The sequence below is a fragment of the Paraburkholderia phytofirmans PsJN genome, from assembly GCF_000020125.1.
Classification (GTDB): Bacteria; Pseudomonadota; Gammaproteobacteria; order Burkholderiales; family Burkholderiaceae; genus Paraburkholderia; species Paraburkholderia phytofirmans.
Map to the genome: position 1 here is coordinate 640245 of NC_010681.1, position 25454 is coordinate 665698.

24 protein-coding genes are annotated in these 25454 nt (G+C 62.9%); 10 read left to right on the plus strand and 14 right to left on the minus strand.

The features are described from left to right. The first annotated feature begins 70 nt into the window (after positions 1-70). Positions 71-901, plus strand: a complete 831-nt coding sequence (mutM, locus tag BPHYT_RS02870; protein ID WP_012431652.1) for a bifunctional DNA-formamidopyrimidine glycosylase/DNA-(apurinic or apyrimidinic site) lyase — start codon at positions 71-73, stop codon at positions 899-901. A gap of 7 nt (positions 902-908) precedes the next feature. Beyond that, on the plus strand, positions 909-2036 hold the full coding sequence (mutY, locus tag BPHYT_RS02875; protein ID WP_193372814.1) for an A/G-specific adenine glycosylase: 1128 nt from the start codon (positions 909-911) through the stop codon (positions 2034-2036). A 29-nt stretch (positions 2037-2065) separates the two neighbouring features. Here mutY and BPHYT_RS02880 read toward each other — a convergent pair whose 3' ends face one another. The 11 genes from BPHYT_RS02880 to kdsD form a co-directional block, all read right to left on the minus strand. Then, entirely contained in the window at positions 2066-2701 is a 636-nt protein-coding gene (locus tag BPHYT_RS02880) for an LON peptidase substrate-binding domain-containing protein (RefSeq protein ID WP_012431654.1), read from the minus strand. 39 nt (positions 2702-2740) lie between these two features. Further along, positions 2741-3634 (minus strand): RNase adapter RapZ, encoded by an 894-nt coding sequence (gene rapZ / locus BPHYT_RS02885; RefSeq protein ID WP_012431655.1) that lies wholly within the window; start codon positions 3632-3634, stop codon positions 2741-2743. Between the two features lie 97 nt (positions 3635-3731). Beyond that, the gene (gene hprK, locus BPHYT_RS02890; protein ID WP_012431656.1) at positions 3732-4700 is read right to left on the minus strand and encodes an HPr(Ser) kinase/phosphatase; all 969 of its coding nucleotides are present in this window, start codon (positions 4698-4700) and stop codon (positions 3732-3734) included. A 127-nt stretch (positions 4701-4827) separates the two neighbouring features. Then, positions 4828-5343 carry a PTS sugar transporter subunit IIA gene (locus BPHYT_RS02895; RefSeq protein WP_012431657.1) on the minus strand — a complete coding sequence of 172 codons (516 nt, stop codon included), beginning with the start codon at positions 5341-5343 and terminating at the stop codon, positions 4828-4830. 277 nt (positions 5344-5620) lie between these two features. Continuing rightward, the gene (hpf, locus tag BPHYT_RS02900; RefSeq protein WP_012431658.1) at positions 5621-5977 is read right to left on the minus strand and encodes a ribosome hibernation-promoting factor, HPF/YfiA family; all 357 of its coding nucleotides are present in this window, start codon (positions 5975-5977) and stop codon (positions 5621-5623) included. A gap of 170 nt (positions 5978-6147) precedes the next feature. Further along, complete coding sequence (locus BPHYT_RS02905) at positions 6148-7659, minus strand: RNA polymerase factor sigma-54 (RefSeq protein WP_012431659.1); 1512 nt, start codon at positions 7657-7659, stop codon at positions 6148-6150. A gap of 187 nt (positions 7660-7846) precedes the next feature. Beyond that, positions 7847-8632, minus strand: coding sequence for an LPS export ABC transporter ATP-binding protein (gene lptB / locus BPHYT_RS02910; RefSeq protein ID WP_012431660.1), 786 nt, complete (start codon positions 8630-8632; stop codon positions 7847-7849). Continuing rightward, positions 8629-9300 (minus strand): lipopolysaccharide transport periplasmic protein LptA, encoded by a 672-nt coding sequence (gene lptA, locus BPHYT_RS02915; protein WP_012431661.1) that lies wholly within the window; start codon positions 9298-9300, stop codon positions 8629-8631. Before lptA ends, lptB begins: the two co-directional genes overlap by 4 nt. A gap of 20 nt (positions 9301-9320) precedes the next feature. Then, positions 9321-9929 (minus strand): LPS export ABC transporter periplasmic protein LptC, encoded by a 609-nt coding sequence (gene lptC, locus BPHYT_RS02920; RefSeq protein ID WP_012431662.1) that lies wholly within the window; start codon positions 9927-9929, stop codon positions 9321-9323. Next, a complete protein-coding gene (locus tag BPHYT_RS02925; protein ID WP_012431663.1) occupies positions 9926-10486 on the minus strand; it encodes a KdsC family phosphatase in 561 nt (186 codons plus the stop codon). Before BPHYT_RS02925 ends, lptC begins: the two co-directional genes overlap by 4 nt. After that, a complete protein-coding gene (gene kdsD / locus BPHYT_RS02930; protein WP_012431664.1) occupies positions 10486-11469 on the minus strand; it encodes an arabinose 5-phosphate isomerase KdsD in 984 nt (327 codons plus the stop codon). The genes BPHYT_RS02925 and kdsD overlap by 1 nt, the downstream gene beginning before the upstream one ends. A gap of 161 nt (positions 11470-11630) precedes the next feature. Here kdsD and BPHYT_RS02935 point away from each other — a divergent pair, with 161 nt between their 5' ends. The 5 genes from BPHYT_RS02935 to purU all read left to right on the plus strand — a co-directional run bounded on the left by BPHYT_RS02935 (position 11631) and on the right by purU (position 16842). Further along, on the plus strand, positions 11631-13634 hold the full coding sequence (locus BPHYT_RS02935; protein ID WP_012431665.1) for a monovalent cation:proton antiporter family protein: 2004 nt from the start codon (positions 11631-11633) through the stop codon (positions 13632-13634). 91 nt (positions 13635-13725) lie between these two features. Further along, on the plus strand, positions 13726-14292 hold the full coding sequence (locus BPHYT_RS02940) for an adenine phosphoribosyltransferase (protein WP_012431666.1): 567 nt from the start codon (positions 13726-13728) through the stop codon (positions 14290-14292). A gap of 58 nt (positions 14293-14350) precedes the next feature. Continuing rightward, on the plus strand, positions 14351-14965 hold the full coding sequence (locus tag BPHYT_RS02945) for a LysE family translocator (RefSeq protein WP_012431667.1): 615 nt from the start codon (positions 14351-14353) through the stop codon (positions 14963-14965). Positions 14966-15008: 43 nt separating this feature from the next. Continuing rightward, on the plus strand, positions 15009-15872 hold the full coding sequence (locus BPHYT_RS02950; RefSeq protein WP_012431668.1) for an NUDIX hydrolase: 864 nt from the start codon (positions 15009-15011) through the stop codon (positions 15870-15872). A gap of 100 nt (positions 15873-15972) precedes the next feature. Further along, on the plus strand, positions 15973-16842 hold the full coding sequence (purU, locus tag BPHYT_RS02955) for a formyltetrahydrofolate deformylase (RefSeq protein WP_012431669.1): 870 nt from the start codon (positions 15973-15975) through the stop codon (positions 16840-16842). A gap of 77 nt (positions 16843-16919) precedes the next feature. On the opposite strand, the gene BPHYT_RS02960 is transcribed toward purU, so the two are convergent. From BPHYT_RS02960 to uvrA, 3 genes are all read right to left on the minus strand, one after another. Continuing rightward, a complete protein-coding gene (locus BPHYT_RS02960) occupies positions 16920-18146 on the minus strand; it encodes a PepSY-associated TM helix domain-containing protein (RefSeq protein WP_012431670.1) in 1227 nt (408 codons plus the stop codon). Positions 18147-18330: 184 nt separating this feature from the next. Continuing rightward, positions 18331-19416: an AI-2E family transporter gene (locus tag BPHYT_RS02965; RefSeq protein ID WP_012431671.1), complete on the minus strand. Its 1086-nt coding sequence runs from the start codon at positions 19414-19416 to the stop codon at positions 18331-18333. A gap of 37 nt (positions 19417-19453) precedes the next feature. Further along, complete coding sequence (uvrA, locus tag BPHYT_RS02970; RefSeq protein ID WP_012431672.1) at positions 19454-22327, minus strand: excinuclease ABC subunit UvrA; 2874 nt, start codon at positions 22325-22327, stop codon at positions 19454-19456. A gap of 356 nt (positions 22328-22683) precedes the next feature. Between uvrA and BPHYT_RS02975 the strand changes: the two genes are divergently transcribed. The 3 genes from BPHYT_RS02975 to BPHYT_RS02985 all read left to right on the plus strand — a co-directional run bounded on the left by BPHYT_RS02975 (position 22684) and on the right by BPHYT_RS02985 (position 25343). Beyond that, positions 22684-23871 carry an MFS transporter gene (locus BPHYT_RS02975; protein WP_012431673.1) on the plus strand — a complete coding sequence of 396 codons (1188 nt, stop codon included), beginning with the start codon at positions 22684-22686 and terminating at the stop codon, positions 23869-23871. 135 nt (positions 23872-24006) lie between these two features. Next, entirely contained in the window at positions 24007-24546 is a 540-nt protein-coding gene (locus BPHYT_RS02980) for a single-stranded DNA-binding protein (RefSeq protein ID WP_012431674.1), read from the plus strand. 296 nt (positions 24547-24842) lie between these two features. After that, positions 24843-25343 (plus strand): MaoC family dehydratase, encoded by a 501-nt coding sequence (locus BPHYT_RS02985; protein ID WP_012431675.1) that lies wholly within the window; start codon positions 24843-24845, stop codon positions 25341-25343. Positions 25344-25454: the final 111 nt, after the last annotated feature.

Genomic DNA, 25454 nt, shown 5'->3' on the forward strand with positions numbered 1-25454 from the left:
TTCGGACGATTGTAACGCGCTCGCTACAATACGCGCACAACCACTCACGCAAGTTGCAGACCAGTTAGACATGCCAGAGTTGCCAGAAGTTGAGGTTACCCGACGGGGAATCGAACCGTATGTGTCCGGGCGCAAGGTTGAGCGCGTGGATGTGCGTACGCCCGCATTGCGCTGGCCGATTCCGGCCGACCTTGCGAAAACCTTGCGCGGCCACGTGGTGCGCAAGGTCGAGCGGCGCGGCAAGTATCTGCTGTTCGAAATCGACGCGGGCTGGTTCATCGTGCATCTTGGCATGACTGGGACGCTGCGGGTGCTGCGCCACGTGCCGCATCCGCCGGCCGCGGCGAAACACGATCACATCGACTGGATCTTCGACGAGTTCATTTTGCGCTATCGCGACCCGCGGCGCTTCGGCGCGGTGCTGTGGCATCCGCGCGAAGCCGGCGACGTGCTCGAGCATCCGCTGCTCGCGAGTCTCGGCGTCGAACCGTTTTCGCCCGCGTTTTCCGGCGCGCTAATGCACCGGCTCACGCGCGGGCGCAAAGTCTCGGTGAAGCAGGCGCTGCTGGCGGGTGAAATCGTGGTGGGCGTGGGCAATATCTACGCATCGGAGAGCCTGTTTCGCGCCGGCATCCGGCCGACCACCGCGGCGGGGCGCGTCTCGCTCGTGCGTTACGAGCTGTTGGCGGACGCCGTGCGCGTGACGCTCGCCGCCGCGATCGAGAAGGGAGGCAGCACGTTGCGCGACTTCGTCGGCAGCAACGGCGAAAGCGGTTACTTCCAGCTCGACTATTTCGTCTATGATCGCGCGGGACTGCCATGCCGCGTGTGTGGAACGCCGATCAAACAGATCGTGCAAGGGCAGCGTTCAACGTATTTCTGTCCCACCTGCCAGCGCTAAATCGTCGATGCCTTCTCGCTTAACTCCGCGTTCCACTTCGCCCGCCGCGCCGCAAGCGCCTGCTTTTCCAGTCATGTCCGATTTTTCCACGCGACTGATCGCGTGGCAGCGTCAACATGGCCGGCATGATTTGCCGTGGCAAAACACACGCGATCCGTATCGCATCTGGCTGTCGGAAATCATGCTGCAGCAGACGCAGGTGTCGACGGTGATTCCGTACTACGCGAAATTTCTCGCGCGTTTTCCGACCGTTGCCGCGCTCGCCGCCGCGCCGTCCGACGACGTGATGGCGTTGTGGGCCGGCCTTGGCTATTACACGCGAGCTCGCAATCTGCATCGCTGTGCGCAAGTCGTGATCGAGCAGCATGGTGGCGCGTTTCCGGCATCGGTTGAGGAACTGGCGGAATTGCCGGGCATCGGCCGCTCGACGGCGGCGGCGATCGCGTCCTTCGCGTTCGGCGCGCGCGCGACGATTCTCGACGGCAACGTGAAGCGCGTGCTGGCGCGCGTGTTCGGCGTCGAAGGTTTCCCCGGCGAAAAGAAAGTCGAGAACGCGATGTGGACGCTGGCGGAATCGCTGCTTCCGTCGAACGCATCGGATGCCGATGTCAGCGCGTACACGCAAGGCCTGATGGATCTCGGCGCGACGCTGTGCGTGCGCGGCAAGCCGGACTGTCTGCGCTGCCCGTTCGCCGCCGACTGCGTCGCTAACGTGACCGGACGCCAGCGCGTACTGCCCACGGCGCGTCCGAAAAAGACCGTGCCGACGCGCCACACATGGATGCTGGTGCTGCGCGACGGCAACGCGGTGATGTTGGAGAAGCGTCCGCCGTCGGGCATTTGGGGCGGCTTGTGGAGCCTGCCCGAAGCCGCCGACGAAGCCGCGCTCGCCGAGCGTGCGCGCGCGTTCGGCGGCGACGGTGCGGTCTCGCCGCTCGCGCCGCTCACGCATGTATTCACGCATTTCAAACTGGATATCGAGCCGCGGCTCGCGGAACTGGATCGCGGAGTCGGTGCTCTGGCCGCATTGGGCGACGCCGACACCGCGTGGGTCGCGCTCAGCGATCTCGATTCGTTCGGAGTGCCCGCGCCGGTGCGCAAACTGCTGGACGGGTTGCAGGGCTCGCTGATCTGATCAATCCGCTCACAGCGCGGCGTTCGCCTTCAGAGCAGTTGATGCTGCTGCATGTAGTGATGAACCACATCGATTCGCGCGCCGGCGTCCTGCAATTCCATCAGTTTCTGGCGAGCGCGCAGCGCGATCGGCAGCACTTCGGCAAGACGATTCGACACCCATGACGGATCTTCGAGCCTGAACGGTTCCGCGAACGGCAGGCTGTCCGGATCGCGCTCGCGAATCGTCGCAATGATCCGCTCAAGCACCTCCGCGCAGGCGCCGAATTTGGCCAATTGCTCGTTGCCTTCGAGCGGCATGTCCTCGCCGAGCGGCTCCGCCATGCCGACCAGCAAACCGCTCGATTCGACGCGATGCGACAGCAGACGAAAACGCCGCGTGCCGCGCGCGCGAATCAGCAGCATGCCGAAGGCTTCGACATCGCACTCGTCGATTTCAGCGAGACAGCCGATTGCTTCGGGCACCGAAGGCTCTTCCGCACGCGCTACTTCCGCGCCGCTTTTCAGCAGGCACACGCCGAACGGCGTTTTTTCGCGCAGACAGTCGCGCGCCATGTCGAGATAGCGCGCTTCGAAAATCTTCAGCGGCAGCAGTCCGTCGGGAAACAGCACCGTATGCAGCGGAAACAGCGGCACATCGGCAAGCACAGTAGAAGTAGAAGACATGGCGCAACGCTTCGAGTTGAGGCCGCGCGATGCGGCCGGTTAAGCCACTAGCTTCGATGATTCGCCGGCTTCGACCGGCGCATCGCGGTGCCGCACAATGACATTCGCCGACGATGCGAGACGCGCGGCGAGCGTCTCGGCAATGAACACCGAGCGGTGCTGGCCACCCGTGCAACCGATCGCGACGGTTAGATAACTGCGATTGTCGTCGCGGAAATGCGGAAGCCATTTAACGAGAAATTTCTCGATGTCGTGGATCATTTCATGCACGACCGGCAGCGCATCGAGAAAATCGATCACCGGTTTGTCGAGGCCTGTGAGCGGCCTTAATTCATGATCGTAGTACGGGTTCGGCAGGGTGCGCACGTCGAACACGAAATCCGCGTCGAGCGGCACGCCGCGCTTGAAACCGAACGACTCGAACATCAGCACGAGTCCCGAATCCTTCTGCTCGATGAAGCGTTTGACCCACGCGCGCAGCACGTTCGCGCGCAGATTACTGGTGTCGATCTGATGGCCGAATTCGGCCAGGCCCGCCACGAGTTCACGTTCGCGTTCGATCGCTTCGGCGAGCGAGGTGAGCAGGCCGACGTCGGCGTCGTGCGAAGTGGAACCGGACAGCGGATGGCGCCGGCGCGTTTCGGAGAAGCGTTGAATCAGCGACTGCGTGCTTGCGTTGAGGAACAGCACACGTACGTCGTGGGCACGCGAGAGGTCACGGATCATGGCGGGCATTTCGTCGAGCGAAGCGCTCGAGCGCGCGTCGATCGCGACCGCGAGGCGGTCTTGCCCGTCCTCGGCGAGATAGGAAGCCAGTTGCGGCAGGAAGCGCGGCGGCAAGTTGTCGACGCAGTAATAGCCTGCGTCTTCAAGCGCGTTCAGGGCAACTGATTTGCCGGAGCCGGATATACCGGTGATCAGGATTATGCGCATGGGGTCGTGAAAACCGTACAGTTCATCATAGCATCTGGTCCCCTCGCGCGTACCCGCGGCCTGCCGTGGGCTGCGGATACGGCATGGTCTTGCGGACTCAGATCAGTTTGCCGGGAAACTGGCTGTCGGGGTCTTGCATAGCGAGGCGCTGACGATCCATGAAGTCGCGCAGCGTGTCGATGCCACGCAGTTGCAGGATCGTGTTGCGCACGGCGGCCTCGACCAGCACGGCGAGATTTCGGCCGGCCGCCACCTGAATCGTGACCTTGCTGATCGGCAGGCCGAGCACGTCGACGGTCTGGCTTTCCAGCGGCAGGCGCTGGAATTCGCCATCGGGACGGCGGACCAGTTGCACGATCAACTTGAGCTTCATTTTGCGGCGCACTGCGGTTTCACCGAAAATCGTCTTGATGTCGAGCAGGCCGAGGCCGCGCACTTCCAGCAGATTTTGCAGCAGCGGCGGGCAGCGACCTTCGACGAAGTCGGGACCGAGGCGCACGAAATCGACCGCGTCGTCGGCAACGAGGCCGTGGCCGCGGCTGATCAGTTCCAGCCCGAGTTCGCTCTTGCCGAGGCCCGAGTCGCCGGTGAGCAGCACGCCCATGCCGAGGATGTCGAGAAACACGCCGTGCAGCGTGGCGCGCGGCGCGAGAATGCGCGACATGTAGAGGCGCAGGCTGTCGATCACCGCGGCGGCGGACATCGGCGTGGTGAATAGCGGCGTGGACGAACGCGTGCAGCGCAGGACCAGTTCCGGCGGCGCGGCGACGCCGCCCGCCACCACCAGAAACGGTGGTTCCAACGCGATCAGCTCGGCCATGTGGCGCGAGCGGTCTTCGTCGGTTTGGCGCTTGTAGTAATCAATTTCGGCGTCGCCGAGCACCTGGATCCGGTTCGGGTGGATCAGGTTCAAGTGGCCGACGAGGTCGGCGCTCGACGTGGCATTGGCGACCGATTCCGAAGAAAAGCCGCGCTCCCAGCCTTCATGCCCCGTCAGCCAGCTGAGCTTCAGCATGGCGGCGTTATCGTCGAAAATGCTTTGGGCGTTGATGCTGGACGTATCCATGAGTCAGTGACTCCAGTGTGGTCCGCTTGCCGGACAAGGCAACGGCCGCGCTAGCGCGGGCCGCTTACCTTGTCAGACGGTATCCGCACGTGGGCGGATCACCGGCGTGCGGATAACCGCCGATGCATCAAGGTTGCCACTGAGTGAGCAGGCGATGCAATGATTCGCGGTCTTCTTCCGTATGCAGGCGCTCGCGGGCTTCGCGATCGGACAGCAACTGCGCGATTTCCGAAAGGATTTCGAGGTGCTGTTGAGTGGCCTGTTCGGGCACGAGCAGGAAGATGAGCAGCGAGACCGGCTGACCGTCGGGCGACTCGAAGGGGATGGGTTCGGCAAGACGGACGAACGCGGCGAGCGGCTGCTTCAAGCCTTTGATCCGGCCATGCGGAATCGCCACGCCTTCACCAAGGCCAGTCGATCCGAGGCGCTCGCGCGCGAACAGATTGTCAGTGACCGTGCTACGGGCGATGCCGTTCTGGTTCTCGAAGATCAGGCCCGCTTGCTCGAACACACGTTTCTTGCTGGTGACCGACAGTCCGACGACGACGTTCTCGAGGGGAAGAAATTTGGCTAAACGATTCATGTTGACAGGCGAAAACGTGGCCTGGGTTCTCCTCGCTGGGGCATTTGAGTGGCGTTCCATTCGTTTGATGCTCACGGCGACACGCGTTGGAGTCCGAAAGCGCAGGACTCCGGCACACGGATTTCCGCTTGAGCTTACCTGACCCCGATGGTAACCGGAACATTATAGAACAGGGTAGCCACGGATGGTGCGGCGCGCCATCAATGCGTATTGAGTTCTTTTGAAGCGTGGGTCGATGCTGCGGCGCCGCGCGAGAAGGGCGTTCGGAAACAAAAAACCGCCCGGTTCCGGGCGGTTTCGCTGGTTAAGGGAAATGAAGGATGCCTTCTGGTTTCCCTTATTGCGGCGGCACGTCTAGCTGCGGCGCCGGTTGATACTTGATCGCCTCATGCGCATGGCCTTGCAGACGATCCTTATGGCGAATGACTTGCCGGTCAAGCTTGTCGATCATCAGATCGATCGCAGCGTACAGGTCGCTGTCACAGCTCTCGACAAAGATGTCCTTGCCCTTGAGATGCAGGTTGATTTCAACCTTTTGACGCTTGTCCTTTTCCTTGTGGTTGTCGACCGAGAGGACCACACTGCCGTCGATGACCTGATCGAAATGTCTTAGCACCCTATCCAGTTTGGTGATCACGTATTCGCGCAACGCAGGCGTTACTTCGAGGTGGTGTCCACTGATCTGCAGATTCATAGTGCTTCTCCAAGCTAATGGCCGCTTGGTCCGCACGATGACGTAGGTCCGGTCGATCTGTCGGCTTGCCTGAGTCGTCCCCCGGTGACTGACTTCTGGCAGGTCGCATCGGCCGGCCTGTCCGCCAACTGCGGAGCGGCCGGTAAATGCCCGCCACGGAAGGCGACGGGCTACAGAGACTTGCGCAGGTTGACTGCCGGAATCTTGAGCGCTTCACGGTATTTCGCAACGGTACGCCGTGCGACCACGAAGCCCTGTTCTGCCAGCAGTTCGGCTATGCGACTGTCCGAAAGAGGAGATTTCGGGTTTTCCGCTCCTATCAGTTGCTTGATAAGCGCGCGAATCGCCGTTGAAGACGCCGCGCCGCCCGTGTCAGTCGAAACGTGTGATCCGAAGAAGTACTTAAATTCAAGCGTCCCGAATGGGGTCAGCATGTATTTACCGGTTGTCACACGCGAGACAGTTGACTCGTGTAGGCCCAGCGTATCAGCAATTTCCCGCAAAACCAAGGGGCGCATGGCAATTTCGCCGTGGACAAAAAAGCTCTTCTGACGTTCCACAATTGCCTGCGCCACGCGCAGAATCGTCTCGAAACGCTGCTGGATATTTTTGATCAGCCAGCGCGCTTCCTGCAGTTGCTGGCGCAACGAACCGCTGCCCGGATCGCCCCGGTTATTGCGCAGAATGTTCGCGTAGAGATGGTTAATACGCAGCTTCGGCACCACTTCCGGATTCAGCTCGGCCTGCCAGCCCTGTGCTGTTTTGCGCACCATGATGTCCGGTACGACATAGTCCGCTTCGGCCTTGCCATAGGCGGCGCCGGGGAACGGTTCGAGCGAGCGGATCAGTATGTGCGCGTCGCGCAGATCGTCGTCGTTGGCCTTCAGATGCTTGCGCAGACGCGTGAAATCGCGTGCCGCGAGCAGTTCCAGATGATGGGCGACGATGTCTAGCGCGAGCGTGCGTGTAGGCGAGGCATCGAGTCGCAGCAATTGCAGCTTGAGACATTCCGACGCGGAGCGCGCACCCACTCCGGCCGGATCGAAGCTATGCAGCAGCGCGAGCGCGGCGTTCATTTCGTCGAGGTCGACTTCGAGCTCTTCGGGCAGATCGGCCAGCACTTCTTCGAGCGTGGCGGCCAGGTAGCCGTCGTCGTCGAGCGATTCGATCAGGAAGGTGATCAGCGCACGGTCGCGCTGGCCCGCCTGGGTGACGCGCAATTGCGCCATCAGGTGATCGCGCAGCGAGGTGCTCGATTCATGGATTTGCAGCGGCGGCAGGTCGTCGTCGTCCGAGGCGTTGCCGGAGCGGCCGTAGTCGTCGAGATTCCATTGCGACGCGTCGCCATTGCCGTCGCCCGCGAGGCCGTTGTATTCGTCCACGCCCTGCGGCTCGCCGTTCTCGGCGCGCTCGCTGCTGGACGAGGACGACGTATTGCCGCCCATCTGGTCGGGCGGCGCGGAAGAGTTGGGCGCCTGCGCGATCAGCGAACCGTCGGCCGCGACGCGCAACGGGCTCGCGATCCAGTCGTCCTCGTTCTCGAGGAGCGGATTCTGCGAGATCGCCATTGCGACTTCTTGCTGCAATTCGAGCGTAGACAGCTGTAGCAGCCGGATGGACTGCTGCAGTTGCGGCGTCAGCGCAAGATGCTGCGATAGGCGGAGTTGGAGGCTGGCTTTCATGGCAAGTTGAGATTCATTGTAGAGAGTTTGCCACGACCGCGATACCTTGCGACATTCGCAATTACGCGTGCGCCTGTTTTAGGCGGCGACGGGCGCAAAACGGCCCGGGTCAAAAATGCGGATGTGCGGTTGCCGCATGGAGGGGTCCGCGGGTGCGCGTTGGCACCGCCGGTAATCCCTCATGCGCTTACATGCGGAAGTGCTCGCCCAGATAGACGCGCCGCACGCTTTCGTTTTCGATGATGTCGCTCGGCGCGCCGGCGGCCAGCACGCTGCCGTCGCTGATGATGTACGCGTGATCGCAGATGCCGAGCGTTTCACGCACGTTGTGGTCGGTGATCAGCACGCCGATATTGCGCTGCTTCAGAAATTTGACGATCTTCTGAATTTCCAGCACGGCGATCGGGTCGACGCCCGCGAACGGTTCGTCGAGCAGAATAAAGCTCGGATTGGTAGCCAGCGCCCGCGCAATTTCAACCCGGCGACGCTCGCCGCCCGACAGCGACAGCGCCGGATTCTCGCGCAAGTGCGCAATCTGCAACTCGTCGAGCAAGGCTTCCGTGCGGTTGGTGATGGCGTCTTTGCTGAGCCGCTTGCCGTTCTCTTCGTGCTGCAATTCCAGCACCGCGCGAATGTTTTCTTCGACGCTCAACTTGCGGAACACCGAAGCTTCCTGCGGCAGATACGACAGCCCCAGCGAAGCGCGCTTATGAATCGGCAGCAGGCTGATCGACTTGCCGTCCAGATCGATCTCGCCTGCGTCGAGCGGCACGAGGCCGACGATCATATAGAACGAAGTGGTCTTACCCGCGCCGTTGGGGCCGAGCAGGCCGACCACTTCGCCGCTTTTCACGTCGAGCGACACGTCTTTGACGACCGTGCGCGAGCCGTAACGCTTCTTCAGGTTGCGCACCACCAGCGAACTGCTGGTGCCGGCCGGCTTGCGATTGGGGAGGGACGCTGACGTGCTCACTGGTTCGGGGCTCCCTGGATCGTCGTGGAAGGCGCGAGCGTGGCCGACGCGCCGTTCAGCGGCGCGGCGCCGCCGTTACGCGGCGAGAGCATGGCGCGCACGCGGCCGGTCGGGTTGCCCGGGCCGGCGACGTCCTTGCCCGCCTTCGCGGTATAGAAATCGTTCTGGCCGTCATACGTAATGACGCTGCCGTGCACCTGGTCCACGACCGTGGAAAGGCCTTGCAGGCGTTTTACCGTAGCGTTGGTGGTGAGCGTGGTCAGATCCTGCTTGCCGTCGTAGTCGATCCGGACGGCCGTGCCTTCGATATATTCGTCGAGGCCTTCGCGCTTCTGGCGGAAATACGACAGATTGCCGCCGCTCGAGGTGCCGGTGGCGTATTGATAGCCCTGCGGGTCTTGCGTCACTTCCACACGGTCGGCCTTGATCACGATCGTGCCTTTGGTGGCGACCACATGGCCGGTGAAGATGTTGACCTGCTTCAGGTCGTCGTAAGTCATGTTGTCCGCTTCGATGTTCAGAGGCTTGTCCTTGTCGGCACGGTCGGCATGCGCGAGCGGCGCGAAGCCGGCGAGCGGCAACGCGACGACGAGCGCAGCGAGTCCGGCGCGCCACGCGGACAGGGTGCGCGAGCGGCCGGTATCAAAACGGGGGAACGATTCGTTCATGCAGTCACGCCTGGAATGGATTACCCGGGTTGCTTGGGCGAGCTGCCGCCTGCTTCGGACGGGGCGATGTTGCCTTTCACGTTGCCGAACAGCTGCATCACCCGGGTGACGTTGTTGTAGTTCATGCCGCTGGCAGTCATCACCGACATGCCGCGCTGAAGTTTAACCGGCTTTTCAGTCTCGATCACATCGTCGTTGACCAGCACCCTAAAATGCTGCGAATCCGCTTGCATCTGCGGATCCCCGTAGCCGGGCGCCCGCACGATGCGCGCGTTGTCGTACAGATCGACGATCGATGCGTCGCCGTTCACCTTGCCGGTGTCGCCGGTTGCGGTGACGATCGGCTTGCCCGGCTGGAACGCGCGCATGGCCGGTTTGACCAGGTCGCTCAGCTCGTCGTCTTCGTAATGGATCAGCGACTGGGCGGTCAGCCGGTATTGCGTGGAGCCCGACTGATCGAGTTCGGAAACCGAGAAGTTGTCGGCGAAGTAGTCCGGCGTGTGCTCTTTGGGGCGCACCACGCCTTCGTTCTGCCGGGGCAGCGTGGCTTGCAGCAGCCACCACGTGATACCGGCGAGCGCAGCCATGGCGACCAGCGGAATCAGCGACGTCAGGCGAAACTGGTTCATCCGACGAGGCCCCGCTGTTCGCCGCTACAGGCGGCCGCGAGCAGCGCTTCGTATTTGTGCTGCGCGCGCAGCAGCGTATCGACGACTTCACGCGCCGCGCCGTGACCGCCGCGTGCCTCGCTGACCCAGTGGGCGCGCGCGATCACTTCAGGATGCGAGTTGGCCGGCGCGGCCGCGAAGCCGACCTTCAGCATCACGGCGAGATCGACCCAGTCGTCGCCCATGTAGCCGCATTCTTCGGCCGTCAGGCCGGTTTGCTGCAACAGGTCCGCGAACGCTTTAGGTTTGTCCTGCACGCCTTGATAAACGTGCGTGACGTTCATTTCCTTCGCCCGTACCGCGACGATGCCTGACTTGCGCCCAGTGATGATCGCCGTCTCGATGCCGGCTTCGCGCAGCAGCTTCATGCCGTGGCCGTCCATCGAGTTGAAGCCCTTCATCGTGTCGCCTTCCGCCGTGAACAGCAGACCGCCGTCGGTCAGTACGCCGTCGACGTCGAAAATCATCAGCTTGACGCGGCTTGCGCGTTCGGTCGCGGTGGGCGGAGCAATGGCCATCAGATCACCTTCTTCGAGAACAGGTCGTGCATGTTGAGTGCGCCGATCAGCTTGCCTGCTTCGTCGACGACCAGCATCTGATTGATCCGGTGGCGCTCCATCAGTTCCACGGCTTCGACCGCAAGTTGATCCGGACCGATGGTGCGCGGGCCGGCGGTCATGACCGAGGCGATCGACAGCTCGCGGAAATCGCCGTCGCGTTCGAGCACGCGGCGCAAGTCGCCGTCGGTGAAGATGCCGGCGACGCGGTCCTCGTGATCGACGATCGCGGTCATGCCCATGCGCTTGGCGGTCAATTGAAACAGCGCGTCGCGCACGGTGGCGTCGGGCGTGACCTTCGGCACCTGGTCGCCGGTGCGCATCACGTCGCGCACATAAGTGAGCAGGCGCCGGCCGAGCGCGCCGCCCGGATGCGAGCGCGCGAAGTCGTCGCGGCCGAAGCCGCGCGCGTCGAGCACCGCGACCGCGAGCGCGTCGCCGAGCGCGAGCGCGGCGGTGGTGCTGGCGGTAGGCGCAAGATTCATCGGGCAGGCTTCTTTCGACACACCGGAATTCAGGTGCACGTCGGCCAGTTGTGCGAGACTCGATGACGGACGGCCCGTCATGGCAATCAGCTTCGCGCCGAGCCGCTTGATGAGCGGCAGGATCGCCACGAGTTCTTCGGTTTCACCGGAATTGGACAGCGCGAGGAACACGTCGTCGGCGGTGACCATGCCGAGGTCGCCGTGGCTGGCTTCAGCGGGATGCACGAAGAACGCCGGCGTGCCGGTGCTGGCGAGCGTGGCCGCGAGCTTGCGGGCCACGTGGCCGGATTTGCCGATGCCGGAAACGACAACGCGCCCGCGGCAACCCAGGATGAAGTCGACCGCCCCGACGAAACCGTCGTCGAGTTGATCGCGAAGCGCGCGCACGGCGTCCGCTTCGATGTCGAGCACGTCGCGAGCGAGCGCGAGTGCCCGGTCGCCATTGATTTTCGCTATCATTCGCGAAGTATAGCAAAGGCGCCTGTTCGCCGCGCCGGGCCTGCTGTGCCGAGCCGCTGTCCTTATCGCTGCCTTTAACGGCCCCTCAACCTTGTCGCACGGCGCTTTGCGTGCGCGGTTCCGCTGACGAACGAGGACGCTTTACCGATGCGTTTTTGCCGATGATTTCCCCCCTCGAAATGACGCTGTTCCTGCTGCTGGCATCGGTGGCGGGCGTGGTGGTGTTTCGCTTTCTGAATCTTCCGCCGATGCTCGGCTATCTGACGGTGGGCATCGTCGTCGGTCCGCATGCGTTCGGTCTGATTCCCGACTCGGCGGGCGCGCAGAACCTCGCTGAGTTCGGCGTGGTGTTCCTGATGTTTTCCATCGGACTGGAGTTCTCGCTCGCCAAGCTGCGCTCCATGCGCCGGCTCGTGTTCGGCCTCGGCCTGCTGCAGGTGATCGGCACGATCGCCGTGGCAGTCTCGCTCGGCTTTGTGCTGGAGCGCTGGGTGCACATCAGGTGGCAAGCGAGCGTGGCGCTGGGCGGCGCGCTCGCCATGTCGTCGACGGCGATCGTCAGCAAGATGCTGGCGGAGCGATTGGAGATCGAGACCGAGCATGGCCGCAATATCTTCGGCGTGCTGCTGTTTCAGGATCTGGCGGTGGTGCCGCTCCTCATCATCATCGCGGCGCTGGGCGGCAACTCAGAAGATCTCGTCAGCTCGCTCGGCGTGGCGGCCATCAAGATCGTCGTGGCGTTGTCGCTGCTATTGATCGTCGGCCAGCGTTTCATGACGCGCTGGTTCAACGTGGTGGCGCGGCGCCGTTCGCAGGAACTGTTCATTCTCAATCTGTTGCTGGTGACGCTGGGTTGCGCGTTCATCACGGACAAGTTCGGTTTGTCGCTCGCGCTCGGCGCGTTCATCGCCGGCATGCTGATCGCCGAGACGCCGTACCGGCATCAGGTGGAAGAGGACATCAAGCCGTTTCGCGACGTGCTGCTCGGGCTCTTCTTCATCACCACCGGCATGCTGCTCAATCCGCGCGTGATCTGGGAGCATCCGCTGATCGTGCTCGGCTTTCTGGTCGGCCCGATTCTGCTGAAGGCGATCATGGTCACCGGCCTCTCGCGCCTGTTCGGCGCGTCGCCGGGCGTCGCGATGCGCACCGGTATCGGCCTCGCGCAAGCGGGCGAGTTCGGCTTCGTGCTGCTGAATCTGATTCTCGACAAACATCTCGTCGACGCCACTATGCTGCAGGCGATCCTCGCGGCTATGCTGCTGTCGATGCTGGCCGCGCCGTTCATGATCCAGAACGCGGACCGGATCGTGCTGCGGCTGTCGTCGACTGAATGGATGATGCAATCGTTGCAAATGACGCGCATCGCCACGCAGAGCCTCAAACAGAGCGGCCACGTAATCATTTGCGGCTACGGCCGGGCCGGGCAGAATCTGGCGCGCATGCTGGAACATGAAGGTTTGTCCTACGTCGCGCTCGACCTGGATCCCGATCGTGTCGCGGCGGCTGCGGCTGCGGGTGAATCGGTCGTGTTCGGCGATGCCGGGCGGCGCGAATCGCTGCTTGCAGCCGGTATCCATCGTGCGGCGACGATTGCGATCACTTATGCGAATACGCCGTCGGCATTGCGCGTGCTGCACAACATCCACGAACTGGAGCCGACGCTGCCGGTGATCGTTCGTACCGTGGATGACGCCGATCTGGAAAAGCTGCTGGCCGCGGGCGCGACCGAGGTGATTCCGGAAATCGTCGAAGGCAGTCTGATGCTCGCCTCGCACACACTGGTGGTGATGGGCGTGCCGATGCGGCGCGTGGTGCGTCGCGTGGAAGAGATGCGCGATGAACGCTACGCGCTGCTGCGCGGCTATTTCCACGGCGCCGACGACGTGGACGACGACGACGGCCACGAACAGGTACGGCTACAATCTGTGCCGGTCGACGAAAACGCGGACGCGGTGGGCCGAACGCTCGCGGATCTCGGGCTGTTCGAGATCGGCGTGGAAGTGACGGCGATTCGCCGGCACGGCATTCGCGGCGTCGAGCCGGACCCGTCCACCAAGCTGCGCGCGAGCGACATCGTGGTGCTGCGCGGTCTGCCCGAACAGTTGGCGGAGGCCGAGGAGCGGCTCTCGAAGCACCGGCGCGCGGGCGCCGCCGCGGCCTGAAATTTGCGCTCCATGCCTCACCAGGTGAGCCTGCCGGGCCACCGCCCGTTTAGTTTTTCATCGGACCTGTCGAGGTCCATCCGGAGACATCATGTCCAACGCGCTCGCGAGCGCGCCGCTCGATGCGGCCGATTACATAAAAAGCCACATTCGCACGGTGCCCGACTGGCCGCAGCCGGGCGTGCAGTTTCGCGATATCACGCCGCTTCTGCAGGAGCCGAAGTCGCTGCGCGTGCTGATCGATCTGTTCGTGCAGCGTTATATCGACGCGAAACTCGACTACATCGCCGGGCTGGATGCGCGCGGTTTCATCATCGGGCCGATTCTCGCGTATGAACTGAACCTCGGCTTCATTCCGATCCGCAAAGCGGGCAAGCTGCCCTACAAGCGCGTTGCGCAATCGTATGAGCTCGAATACGGCACCGCGACTGTCGAGATTCATGAGGACGCCTGCAAGCCCGGCGACCGCATCGTGATCATCGACGATCTGATCGCTACCGGCGGCACGATGATGGCCGGCAAGATTCTGCTCGAGCGCCTCGGCGCAGTCGTGGTGGAAGGCGCCGCGATCATCGACCTGCCGGAACTCGGGGGCTCGAAGCTGCTGCGCGAGGGCGGCCTCGCGCTCTATACGGTCACTGGCTTCGACGGTCACTGATCACTCACAGCCAATACGCCGCCGCAAACTTCTTTCTGTTCACAAGAAGGTAAGAACGATGCCTAACTTCCTGCTGTTTCTCGCCACGTCGATCGCCATCACCATGGCGCCGGGCCCGGACAATCTGCAAGTGCTCGCGCGCGGTATCTCGCAGGGTCGCGCGGCGGGACTGGTCGCGGCGCTCGGCTTTGCGGCCGGCATCACGTTTCACACGACGCTCGCCGCGCTCGGGGTGGCCGCGTTGCTGCGCTCGTCGCCGGTCGCCTTCGAAGTCATCAAACTGGCCGGCGCCGCGTATCTGATCTGGATCGGCATCAAGGCGCTGCGCAGCCAGGGTCTCGCAACCGCGCACGAACGCGCGCCGCAGCCGTTGATGGCGGTGTTTCGCCAGAGCGTGCTCGGCAATCTGCTGAATCCGAAGGTGACCTTGTTCTTCGTGGTGTTCTTGCCGCAGTTCGTGCAGCCGCACGGCACGCAGAGCGTCACGTTGCAGATGCTCGAACTCGGCGTGCTGTTCATGCTGCAAACGGTGGCGGTGTTTTCACTCTTCGGCGTGTGCGCGGGAATGATCGGCGGGTGGCTGAAACGCCGTCCGCGTGTCGGTGTGTGGCTGGATCGCCTGGCCGGCGCCACGTTCATCGCAATCGGGATTCGCGTCGCGTTGCGCGATTGATTGGATTCGCCGACTTCCGCCGACAGTCAGTCTGGAGCTTCAAATGACTTTGCCTTGCATCACCGCCGCGCGCCGCTTCGACGCGCAGGCGCATGTGCCGTTCTGGATCGACGCCGAACAGGTCGGCTGGATCCGCACGGGCGATGTGCCCTTGCTCGCGCGCTGGCCCGATGTGTTCGACATCGACAACGCCCGCGTGACGCTGGCGCCTGCATTCAATACCGTGGATTTGCGCAGCGCCGCGCTCGGTTCCGTGATCGGCGCGCTTGCCGCCGAAGACCGCATTCCCGGCTGGCGCAACGAGACCTACGCGATCCGCAATGCGTTCGATGCGCCGCCGCTCGCGTATATCGAACGCGCGGCGTCGCGCTTCTTCGGCACGATGACCTATGCGGTGCATCTGAACGGCGTCGTAGAATACGCGGATCGCGGGGCGCCCCGTGGCGCGCCGCAATTGTGGATCGCGCGCCGCAGCGACACCAAGGCGACCGACCCGGGCATGCTCGACAATGTCGTGGCGGGCGGGATCGGCTGGGGCTTCGGCATCGAGGAAACGATCGTCAAGGAATGCTGGGAAGAAGCCGGCATTCCCGAGGAGATCGCCGCGCGCGCCGTGGCGGGCCGCATCGCGCATGTGCTGCAATCGTTGCCGGAAGGCACGCAGGCCGAACAGATTTTCATCTACGACCTCGCGCTGCCGGCTGATTTCGCGCCGCGCAATCAGGACGGCGAAGTGGGTGAACACCGGCTCGCGCGCATCGACGAAGCGGCGCGCTGGATCGAGGAGGGCGCCATGACCGTCGATGCGAGCCTGGCCACGCTGGATTGCCTGCTGCGCCGCCGCTGGATCGATGAAGACGCGTGCGCCGGCATCGAGGCGTTGTTCGTTCCGCCGCTGGTCGCCTGAGCGCGGCATCGGTGCACGCGCAACGACCATGCCGAAACATGCTGCATCGAGCCGGACACACCGAACAAACCACGCATTGAAGAAGGGAGTCACCCAGGTCATGTCGACCGATCACAGCTTTATCCTCAAACTGTCGTGTGCCGACCGGCCCGGCATCGTCCACGCCGTGTCGGGCTTTTTGTTCGAGCGCGGCAGCAATATTCTCGACTCCGCACAGTTCGGCGACAGCCGCACCGGCGAGTTCTTCATGCGCGTGCATTTTCAGCAGGTGGGCGGCGATCCGGGTCTGGAGGCGCTGCGCACGTCGTTCGCGACGCTCGCCGAGCAGTTCGGTATGCGCTGGGAGATGCATGACGCGTCGGTGAAGCCGCGCGTGGTGATCATGGTGTCGAAGATCGGCCATTGCTTGAACGATCTGCTGTTCCGCTACCGCACCGGGCAGTTGGGTATCGAGATTCCGGCGATCATCTCGAACCACAAGGAGTTCTATCAGCTCGCCGCCAGCTACGACATTCCGTTCCATCACTTCCCGCTGCTGGGCGCCACGCCCGACGCGAAGGCCGCGCAGGAAGCGCGCGTGCTCGAAGTGATCGACGAGCATCAAGCCGACCTGGTGGTGCTCGCGCGCTACATGCAGATTCTGTCGCCGAAGCTGTGCGAAGCGCTGGCGGGCCGTGCGATAAACATTCATCACTCGTTCCTGCCGAGCTTCAAGGGTGCGAAGCCGTATTACCAGGCGTTCGACCGCGGCGTGAAACTGATCGGCGCGACCGCCCATTACGTGACGACGGATCTCGACGAAGGTCCGATCATCGAACAGGAAGTGGAGCGGGTTGACCACAGCATGACGCCGGAGCAGCTGACGGCGATCGGCCGCGACGTCGAGTGCGTGACGCTGGCGCGTGCAGTGAAGTGGCACGTGGAGCATCGCGTCGTGTTGAACGGCAGCAAGACGGTGGTGTTTCGTTAAGAGCCGTTGCTAGCAGGCATGCGCGGTAGAAGGCGGCGGCCGGATGACTCCGGCGCCGCCTTTTTGTTTGCCCGCTATCAGGAGCGCGCTGCGGACCGGCCCGCGTCACGCGCGAGATTGGCGTTTTGTGCCGAACGGCGGCGAGCGTTCAGCTTCTTCAGCCAGATCAGCAGTCCCGTCGCGCTCAGCGCGGCGACCGCGATGCCGACCGCGCTAATCAGAATCCGTCCGCCGAGACCCAGAATGCGTCCCGAATGCAAAGGGAATTGCACCTGCACGAAGATATCGCCCGCCGTGCCCTTGCCGGGAATCTGCGCGCCGAGCAGCTTGCCGGTGGCCGCGTCCCAATACATCCACGGATTGCCGAGGCCCAGATCGCCGTGATCGTTGCCGGTCGCATAGAAACCGACGCCGTACGCATGCATGAATTCCGCGTAGTAGATGCCGCCCGGCGCGACGCTGAGTTTCTGCGCGCGGCCGGCCTGTTCGGCCAGCTGCACGATGCGTTCGCGGCTCAACACGGTGTCACCCGGTTGCGGGGCGCGCAAGATTTCTGGGTTGTTAATCGGATCCGGCGTGAGCTTCGAGAACAGCGACACGATTGGGCGCACCACGGGCGCCGAGAGGTTCATCGAGACTGATGTCAGCGCAACGATCATCAGCAGGCCCCAGATCCATACGCCGCCTGAGCGGTGCAAATCGAAAGTGAACGTATAGCCGCCGCGCCCAAGGCGGAACGCGAACGACTTGCGCCACGCCTTGACGCTCGGAAACGACAGCAACAGCGCGATCACGCTGTCGAACAGCCAGATGATGCCGACGATCCCCATCACCCACGTGCCGATGTCGACGCCGCCCGTAAATGGCAGTTGCAGCGTGTAGTGCAGCTTGTAGATGAACGGGATCAGGTTGAGCCGCGCGAGCGAGACGACGCCCCATTCGCGGCGTCCCTGGATTTCGCCAGTGGCGGGGTCGACGGCAATCTGATTGAAGTCGAGCGGGTAGGGCTTCTGCGTGGCCGGGTCGGTTCGCGGCAGCACCATCATTTGCAACGTATGGCCGGGCTCGGCGGCCAGCGGCAGATACGTCACCTGAAGACGCGGATCGGCGGCTTCCACCCGGCGCGCGAGTTCAAGGCCCGACAGCGCCGGACCGGCGGTGCGGGCTTTGAAGAAAGATGGGTTCAACGCCGCATCCAGCTCATGGTCCCACGCGATGATCGCGCCAGTCAGGCCGGCGACGAACAGAAACAGCGCTGTGGCGACACCGAACCAGCGGTGCAGTCGGACGAGCTGGCGCCTCATGGGCGAGCCGTCGCGACGGAGCGGGACTTCGAAAGGGGTGTCACGACACGATTTTGCGAATGGGAATTGTTCGCATCTTACGGGAGTGTTGCCTTCGGCTGCAAGTTCTCCGTAAACATGCCGCCCGTGAAAAACGGCGCCGAAGCGCCGTTGTTTCTGTTCTGATGACCCGCTTGCCGCCGCCTCAAACCAATCGCAAGTAAATCAGTTCCCGCTTGATATACGCATAGAAAATCGGCGCCGCAATCACGCCGGGAAGACCGAATGCGGCTTCCATGATGAGCATGGCGATCAGCAATTCCCAAGCGCGCGCCTCGATCTGCCCGCCCACGATGCGCGCGTTCAGGAAGTACTCGAGCTTGTGAATCAGGATCAGGAACACGAGCGACATGACCGCCGCCGGAAAGCTCACCGAGAGCGCCACCGCGACGATGATCGTGTTCGAGATCAGATTGCCGATCACCGGCAGCAAGCCGACGATGAAGGTGACCAGCACCAGCGTCTTCGACAATGGCAGTGTGTCGTGGAAGATCGGCAGAATCACCAGCAGGAAGATGCCGGTGAAGACCGCGTTGATCGCCGAAATCTTCACCTGAGCGAACACGATGCGGCGGAACGCATCGGCGAAACGTGTCACGCGTGTGACGAACGCCGTGGATAGCGGCAGCCGCTGCATATGTTTCTGCGCGCCGACCGCGATGATCGCGCCGATGATCATGCCGATCAAGATATGCGTGAACGCGCGCGCCGCCGTCTTGCCGCTTTGCTGCAGCATGTTGGCGTGCGTCTGCATCAGCTCCGCCGCTTTGGTCTTCATCTGTTCGGTATCGACCGGCAGATAGTTGGCGACGAACTGCGGAATCCGGCCGCGCGCCTGGTCGATCAGCTGCATGGCCTGGTCGAGCAGCTTCTGCACGCTCGGCACGTCGTTCTCGAAATGCTCGATGATACCGAGCGTGAGCCCAGTCAGCGCGCCCACGATCACCGTGGCCAGGATCACCACGGCGAGCCAGCGGGCCCGCTTGCTCGACATGTGACGCTCGATGCGCGGCGCGATCGTGTGCACCAGTTGGAACACCAGCAGCCCGGCGAGCAACGCGCCGAGCAGCCGAAGTTCGATCACTGCCCACATGCCGAACAGCGTCACGATATAACTGCCGATTTCGACCGCCGACAGCTTCGGCAGGCTCATGTCGCTCGTTAGCCTGACCGGGCGTGGGCGTAGGTCCTGCACTTGCCCGTCGTCGCGCGCCTGATTCCGCTTGGCCATGGCTTATTCCGTCTCCAACCGAGTTGTGCCGCGTTACTTACTTTTTACTGGCCGCGCGTTTCAGCAGAGGCGCCAGGTACTTGCCGGTAAAACTTGCCTTCGACTTGGCCACCTGCTCCGGCGTGCCCTGAGCGATGATCTGCCCGCCGCCGGCCCCGCCTTCCGGACCGAGATCGATGACCCAGTCCGCAGTCTTTATTACATCGAGATTATGCTCGATGATCACGACGGTATTACCCTGGTCGCGTAATCGATGAATCACTTCGAGCAACAACGCGATGTCATGAAAGTGCAAACCGGTGGTCGGCTCGTCGAGTATGTATAGCGTGCGACCCGTGTCACGCTTGCTCAGTTCCAAAGATAGTTTGACGCGCTGTGCCTCGCCGCCCGACAGCGTGGTGGCCGACTGGCCCAGCCGGATATAGCCCAGACCCACGTCCAGCAAGGTTTTCAGCTTGCGAGCGACGACCGGCACTGGCTTGAAGAACTCATAGGCGTTCTCCACCGTCATGTCGAGCACTTCGCTGATGTTCTTGCCTTTGTACTGCACGTCCAGTGTTTCGCGGTTGTAGCGCTTGCCATGACAGACGTCGCACGGCACGTACACGTCCGGCAAAAAGTGCATCTCGACCTTCAGCACGCCGTCGCCCTGGCAGGATTCGCAGCGGCCGCCCTTTACGTTGAACGAAAAGCGGCCGGCTTCGTAGCCGCGTTCTTTGGCCGCGGGCACGCCCGCGAACAGTTCGCGGATCGGCGTGAAGAGACCTGTGTAGGTGGCCGGGTTCGAGCGCGGCGTGCGGCCGATCGGCGACTGGTCGACGTTGATGACCTTGTCGAAGTGCTCGAGGCCCTCGATCGATTCGTACGGCGCCGGCTCCGTGGCCGAGCCGTACAGGTGATGCGCGACCGCGTGGTACAGCGTGTCGTTGATGAGCGTGGACTTGCCCGAACCGGACACGCCGGTCACGCAGGTCAGCAAGCCGACCGGCAGATCCAGCGACACGTGCTGCAGATTGTTGCCGTACGCCTCGACGATGCGCAGACGCTTTTCGTCGGGCGCCTTGCGTTCGTCCGGGAACTCGATGTTGCGCGCGCCGGACATGTACTGCCCGGTCATCGACGCGGCGTTCGCCTGCACCTGTTTGGGCGTGCCCTCGGCGATCACCATGCCGCCGTGTTCGCCCGCACCCGGGCCCATGTCGACCACGTAGTCGGCCATGCGGATCATGTCCTCGTCGTGTTCGACGACGATCACCGAGTTGCCGAGGTCGCGCAGATGCTTGAGCGTGGCGATGAGCCGGTCGTTATCGCGCTGATGCAGTCCGATGGACGGCTCGTCCAGCACGTACATCACGCCGGTCAGCCCTGAGCCGATTTGCGACGCGAGGCGAATGCGCTGCGCCTCGCCGCCGGACAGCGTTTCCGCGCTGCGCTCCAGCGACAGGTAATCCAACCCGACGTTGTTCAGGAACATCAGACGCGCGACGATCTCCTTGACCACCTTGTCGGCGATCTCGCGCTTCGATCCTTCCAGGCGCAGCGTCTGGAAATAGCCGAGCGCGTCGCGCAACGGCCAGCCGCTGATCTCGAAGATGCCGCGCGCATCGCCGTCTGAGCCGATCCGCACGAAGCGCGCTTCGCGCCGCAGACGCGTGCCGGCGCAGGCCGGGCAGGGCTGGTTGTTCTGATACTTGGCGAGTTCTTCGCGTACCGCGACCGAATCGGTCTCGCGGTAACGCCGCTCCAGATTCGGGATGATCCCTTCGAATACATGCTCGCGCACCGAAGTGCGGCCACGTTCGTTGATGTACGAGAACGGGATCTCCTGCTTGCCCGAACCGAACAGCAGGATCTTGCGGACTTTCTCCGGCAAGTCTTCGACGGCCGTGTCGATGTCGAATTCGTAGAACGCCGCGAGACTCTGCAGCATCTGGAAGTAAAACTGGTTGCGCCGGTCCCAGCCCTTCACCGCGCCCGCCGCGAGCGACAGCGACGGATGCGCGACCACCCGCTTCGGATCGAAGAAGGTGATCTGGCCGAGCCCGTCGCATTCCGGGCACGCGCCCATCGGATTGTTGAACGAGAAGAGGCGCGGCTCCAGTTCCTGCAGCGAGTACGAGCAGATCGGGCAAGCGAACTTCGAACTGAACAGATGCTCCTTGTCCGTGTCCATTTCGAGCGCGATCGCGCGGCCGTCGGCGAGACGCAGTGCCGTTTCGAACGATTCGGCCAGACGCTGCTTCATGTCGGGACGCACTTTCAGGCGGTCCACGACCACGTCGATGGTGTGCTTGTCGTTCTTCTTCAGCTTCGGCAGCGAATCGACTTCATAGATCTTCGCGACGCCTTCATTGGCGGTGCCGCCGCCCGAGCGCACGCGGAAGCGGATAAAGCCTTGCGCCTGCATCTCCTCGAACAGTTCGACGTGCTCGCCTTTGCGATTCGCCACGACGGGCGCGAGAATCATGAGCTTCGTTTCTTCCGGCAACGCGAGCGCGGCGTCGACCATCTGCGAGACGCTTTGCGCTTCCAGCGGAATTTCGTGGTCCGGACAGTAAGGCGTGCCGACCCGTGCGAACAGGAGCCGCAGATAGTCGTGAATCTCGGTGACGGTGCCGACCGTGGAGCGCGGATTGTGCGAGGTCGCCTTCTGTTCGATCGAGATCGCCGGCGACAGGCCTTCAATCAGATCGACGTCCGGTTTCTCCATCAATTGCAGAAATTGGCGCGCGTAGGCGGAGAGACTTTCGACGTAGCGCCGTTGCCCTTCCGCATAAAGCGTGTCGAACGCCAGCGACGATTTGCCCGAGCCTGAAAGGCCCGTGATGACAACGAGCTTGTGACGGGGTAGATCGAGGTTGACGTTCTTCAGGTTGTGGGTGCGAGCCCCACGAATACGGATTTGTTCCACGGATTTATTCCATGAACTGGCGGAAAGAGGAAGAGGCTAAACCTGCTACTATAACGACTTTTCAAGACCGCCGTTACGGCTTCCTGACAGCCTGAAGAGGCGTTGAGGCGTGCTGTAAGGCAAGCGGTCCAGCGCCGCGGGAAGAGGTCTAACTGGGGCCGTTTTCCGCAAGTACAAGGCAACTGCAAGACAACCGCGAGGCACCGCGAGGCGCCAGCGGGAATGCAGAAAGGCCGTCGGCTCGAGCGCCGCGCCGCTGCCCGCCCGCCGTCTTGCGGCAAGCCGCGCGGTCGTGGCCTCTCAGCCGCTGTGCCCGTCCGCGGTGTGCCGCCCAGCTCAATCAACGAACGCTCCCGATGTCCAATCCGTCCGCCATTTCCTCACGCATGAGCGCGCCTGAACTGCGCGCGACCGTGTCGCTTGCCGCCATCTTCGCGCTGCGCATGCTCGGTCTCTTCATGATCATGCCGGTGTTCTCGATCTACGCGAAGACCATCCCCGGCGGCGACAACGTGCTGCTGGTGGGGATCGCGCTCGGCGCGTACGGCGTGACGCAGTCCATGCTGTACATCTTCTACGGCTGGGTCTCCGACAAGGTTGGCCGCAAACCGGTCATTGCGACCGGTTTGCTGATTTTCGCGCTCGGCAGCTTCGTCGCGGCGGGCGCGCACGACATGACGTGGATTATCGTCGGGCGGGTGATTCAGGGCATGGGCGCGGTGTCGTCGGCGGTGATCGCGTTTATCGCCGACCTGACCTCCGAGGAACATCGCACCAAGGCCATGGCGATGGTGGGCGGCAGCATTGGCGTGTCGTTCGCGGTGGCGATCGTCGGCGCGCCGATCGTGTTCCAGTGGGTCGGCATGAGCGGGCTGTTCACGCTCGTCGGCATCTTCTCGATTCTGGCGATCGGCGTGGTGCTGTGGATCGTGCCCGATGCGCCGAAGCCGGTGCACGTGCGCGCGCCGTTCGCCGAAGTGCTGCACAACGTCGAGCTGCTGCGTTTGAACTTCGGCGTGCTAGTGCTGCACGCCACGCAAACTGCATTATTCCTCGTCGTGCCGCGCATTCTCGAAGCGGGCGGCTTGCCCGTTGCGTCTCACTGGAAAGTGTATTTGCCGGTCATGGGCCTTTCGTTCGTGATGATGGTGCCCGCGATCATTGCCGCCGAGAAGCGCGGAAAAATGAAAATCGTGCTGCTTTCTGCGATTGCTCTTATCCTGATCGGACAGTTGTTATTGGGCGTCGCTCCGCATACGATTCTGAGTGTGGCGGCGATCCTTTTTGTGTACTTTTTGGGCTTCAATATTCTCGAGGCTTCGCAGCCTTCGCTGGTGTCGAAACTGGCGCCGGGAACCCGCAAGGGCGCGGCGGCCGGTGTGTACAACACCACGCAATCGATCGGTCTTGCGCTGGGTGGCGTGGTCGGCGGTTGGCTGCTGAAAGTGGATGGGCAGAGCGCAGTCTTCTTCACCTGTTCGGGGCTCGTCTTGTGCTGGCTTATAATCGCCGCAAAGATGAAACAGCCGCCGCGCAAAGCGTAAACCGGCGCATCCCGAACTTACCCAGAACTCACCCGGCGGCGGGCAGAGGCGCAGTTCCGGTCTCGGGCCTGCCGGCCCTGAAACGCGAACCGTGTATTGCCGCGCCGCCCGTAACGGAATCAACAGGAGAAACTCATGGCATCCGTGAACAAGGTCATTCTCGTCGGCAATCTCGGAGCCGATCCGGAAGTCCGTTATCTTCCGAGCGGCGACGCAGTGGCGAACATCCGCCTTGCAACGACGGATCGGTACAAGGACAAGGCGTCCGGCGAAATGAAGGAAGCGACCGAATGGCACCGCGTGTCGTTCTTCGGCCGCCTCGCGGAAATCGTCTCCGAATATCTGAAGAAGGGCTCGTCGGTGTACCTGGAAGGGCGCATCCGTACCCGTAAGTGGCAGGCGCAAGACGGCACCGACCGTTACTCGACGGAAATCGTCGCGGAACAGATGCAAATGCTCGGTGGCCGCGGCGGTTCGATGGGCGGCGGTGGCGACGAAGGCGGTTATAGCCGTGGTGAGCCGTCGGAGCGCAGCGGCGGCGGCGGCGGTGGCGGCCGCGCGGTGTCGGGCGGCGGTGCGCGTGGCGGCAGCGGTGGTGGCGGTGGCGGCGCGAGCCGTCCGAGCGCGCCGGCTGGCGGCGGGTTTGATGAGATGGACGACGATATTCCGTTCTGATTCATCCGCACTCGCACCGAACTGATGCAAAAAACCCCGCTTAACCAGCGGGGTTTTTTTATTTGCGCCACGCTCAGTCAACACAGACGTAAACCCGTCGCTTCCGCCCCTGACCACCCGTCAGGGATAAACCTGGTCACAAGCACCGGCATGCCTTAGCGGCGTATTTACGCCGGTTGTGCGCCGTTTGCTCGGATACTGCCTTGACATTCAACCCTCCAAAGACAATACTCGAATCACACTTTGTACGGACAAAGTAACAAAGACAAGCAAACTGGTCGAAACAGGAGACAGGCATGGAGTCCGACGTCGCAGTCAAAAATCGCATTCGCGCCAGCTACGGCCGCTACCTCGAAGATTTTCAGGTGGGCGATATCTACGAGCACCGGCCCGGGCGCACGATTACCGAAGCCGACAACATCCACTTCTCGCTGCTGACGATGAATTTCCATCCAATGCATTGCGATGCCGCCTACGCTGCCAAAAGCGAGTTCGGCCGCCTGCTCGTCAATAGCGGTCTGACGGTTGCCGTGGTGCTGGGTCTGTCGGTGAACGACGTCAGCGGCAAGGCGATCGCCAACCTGGGCTGGAAAGAGATTCGTCTGACCGGCCCGGTATTTTGCGGCGACACGATCTACGCGGAATCCGAAGTGCTCGAAAAGCGCGAATCGAAGTCGCGTCCGGGGCAGGGGATCGTCACCGTGCAAACACGCGCTTTCAAGCAGGACGGCACGCCGATCATGGACTTCGTACGTAGCGCGCTGGTGCCGGCACGCGGGCACGGCGTCGGCGATTGAGCGACGCGTTGCCCGGCGAGAACCGCCGCATGTTCGGGGCGAACGCCCGTACAGCCTGAGCACGACAAGCAACACAAACAGCGCCCAGCTGCCACCAAGAGCAGCCTGCGC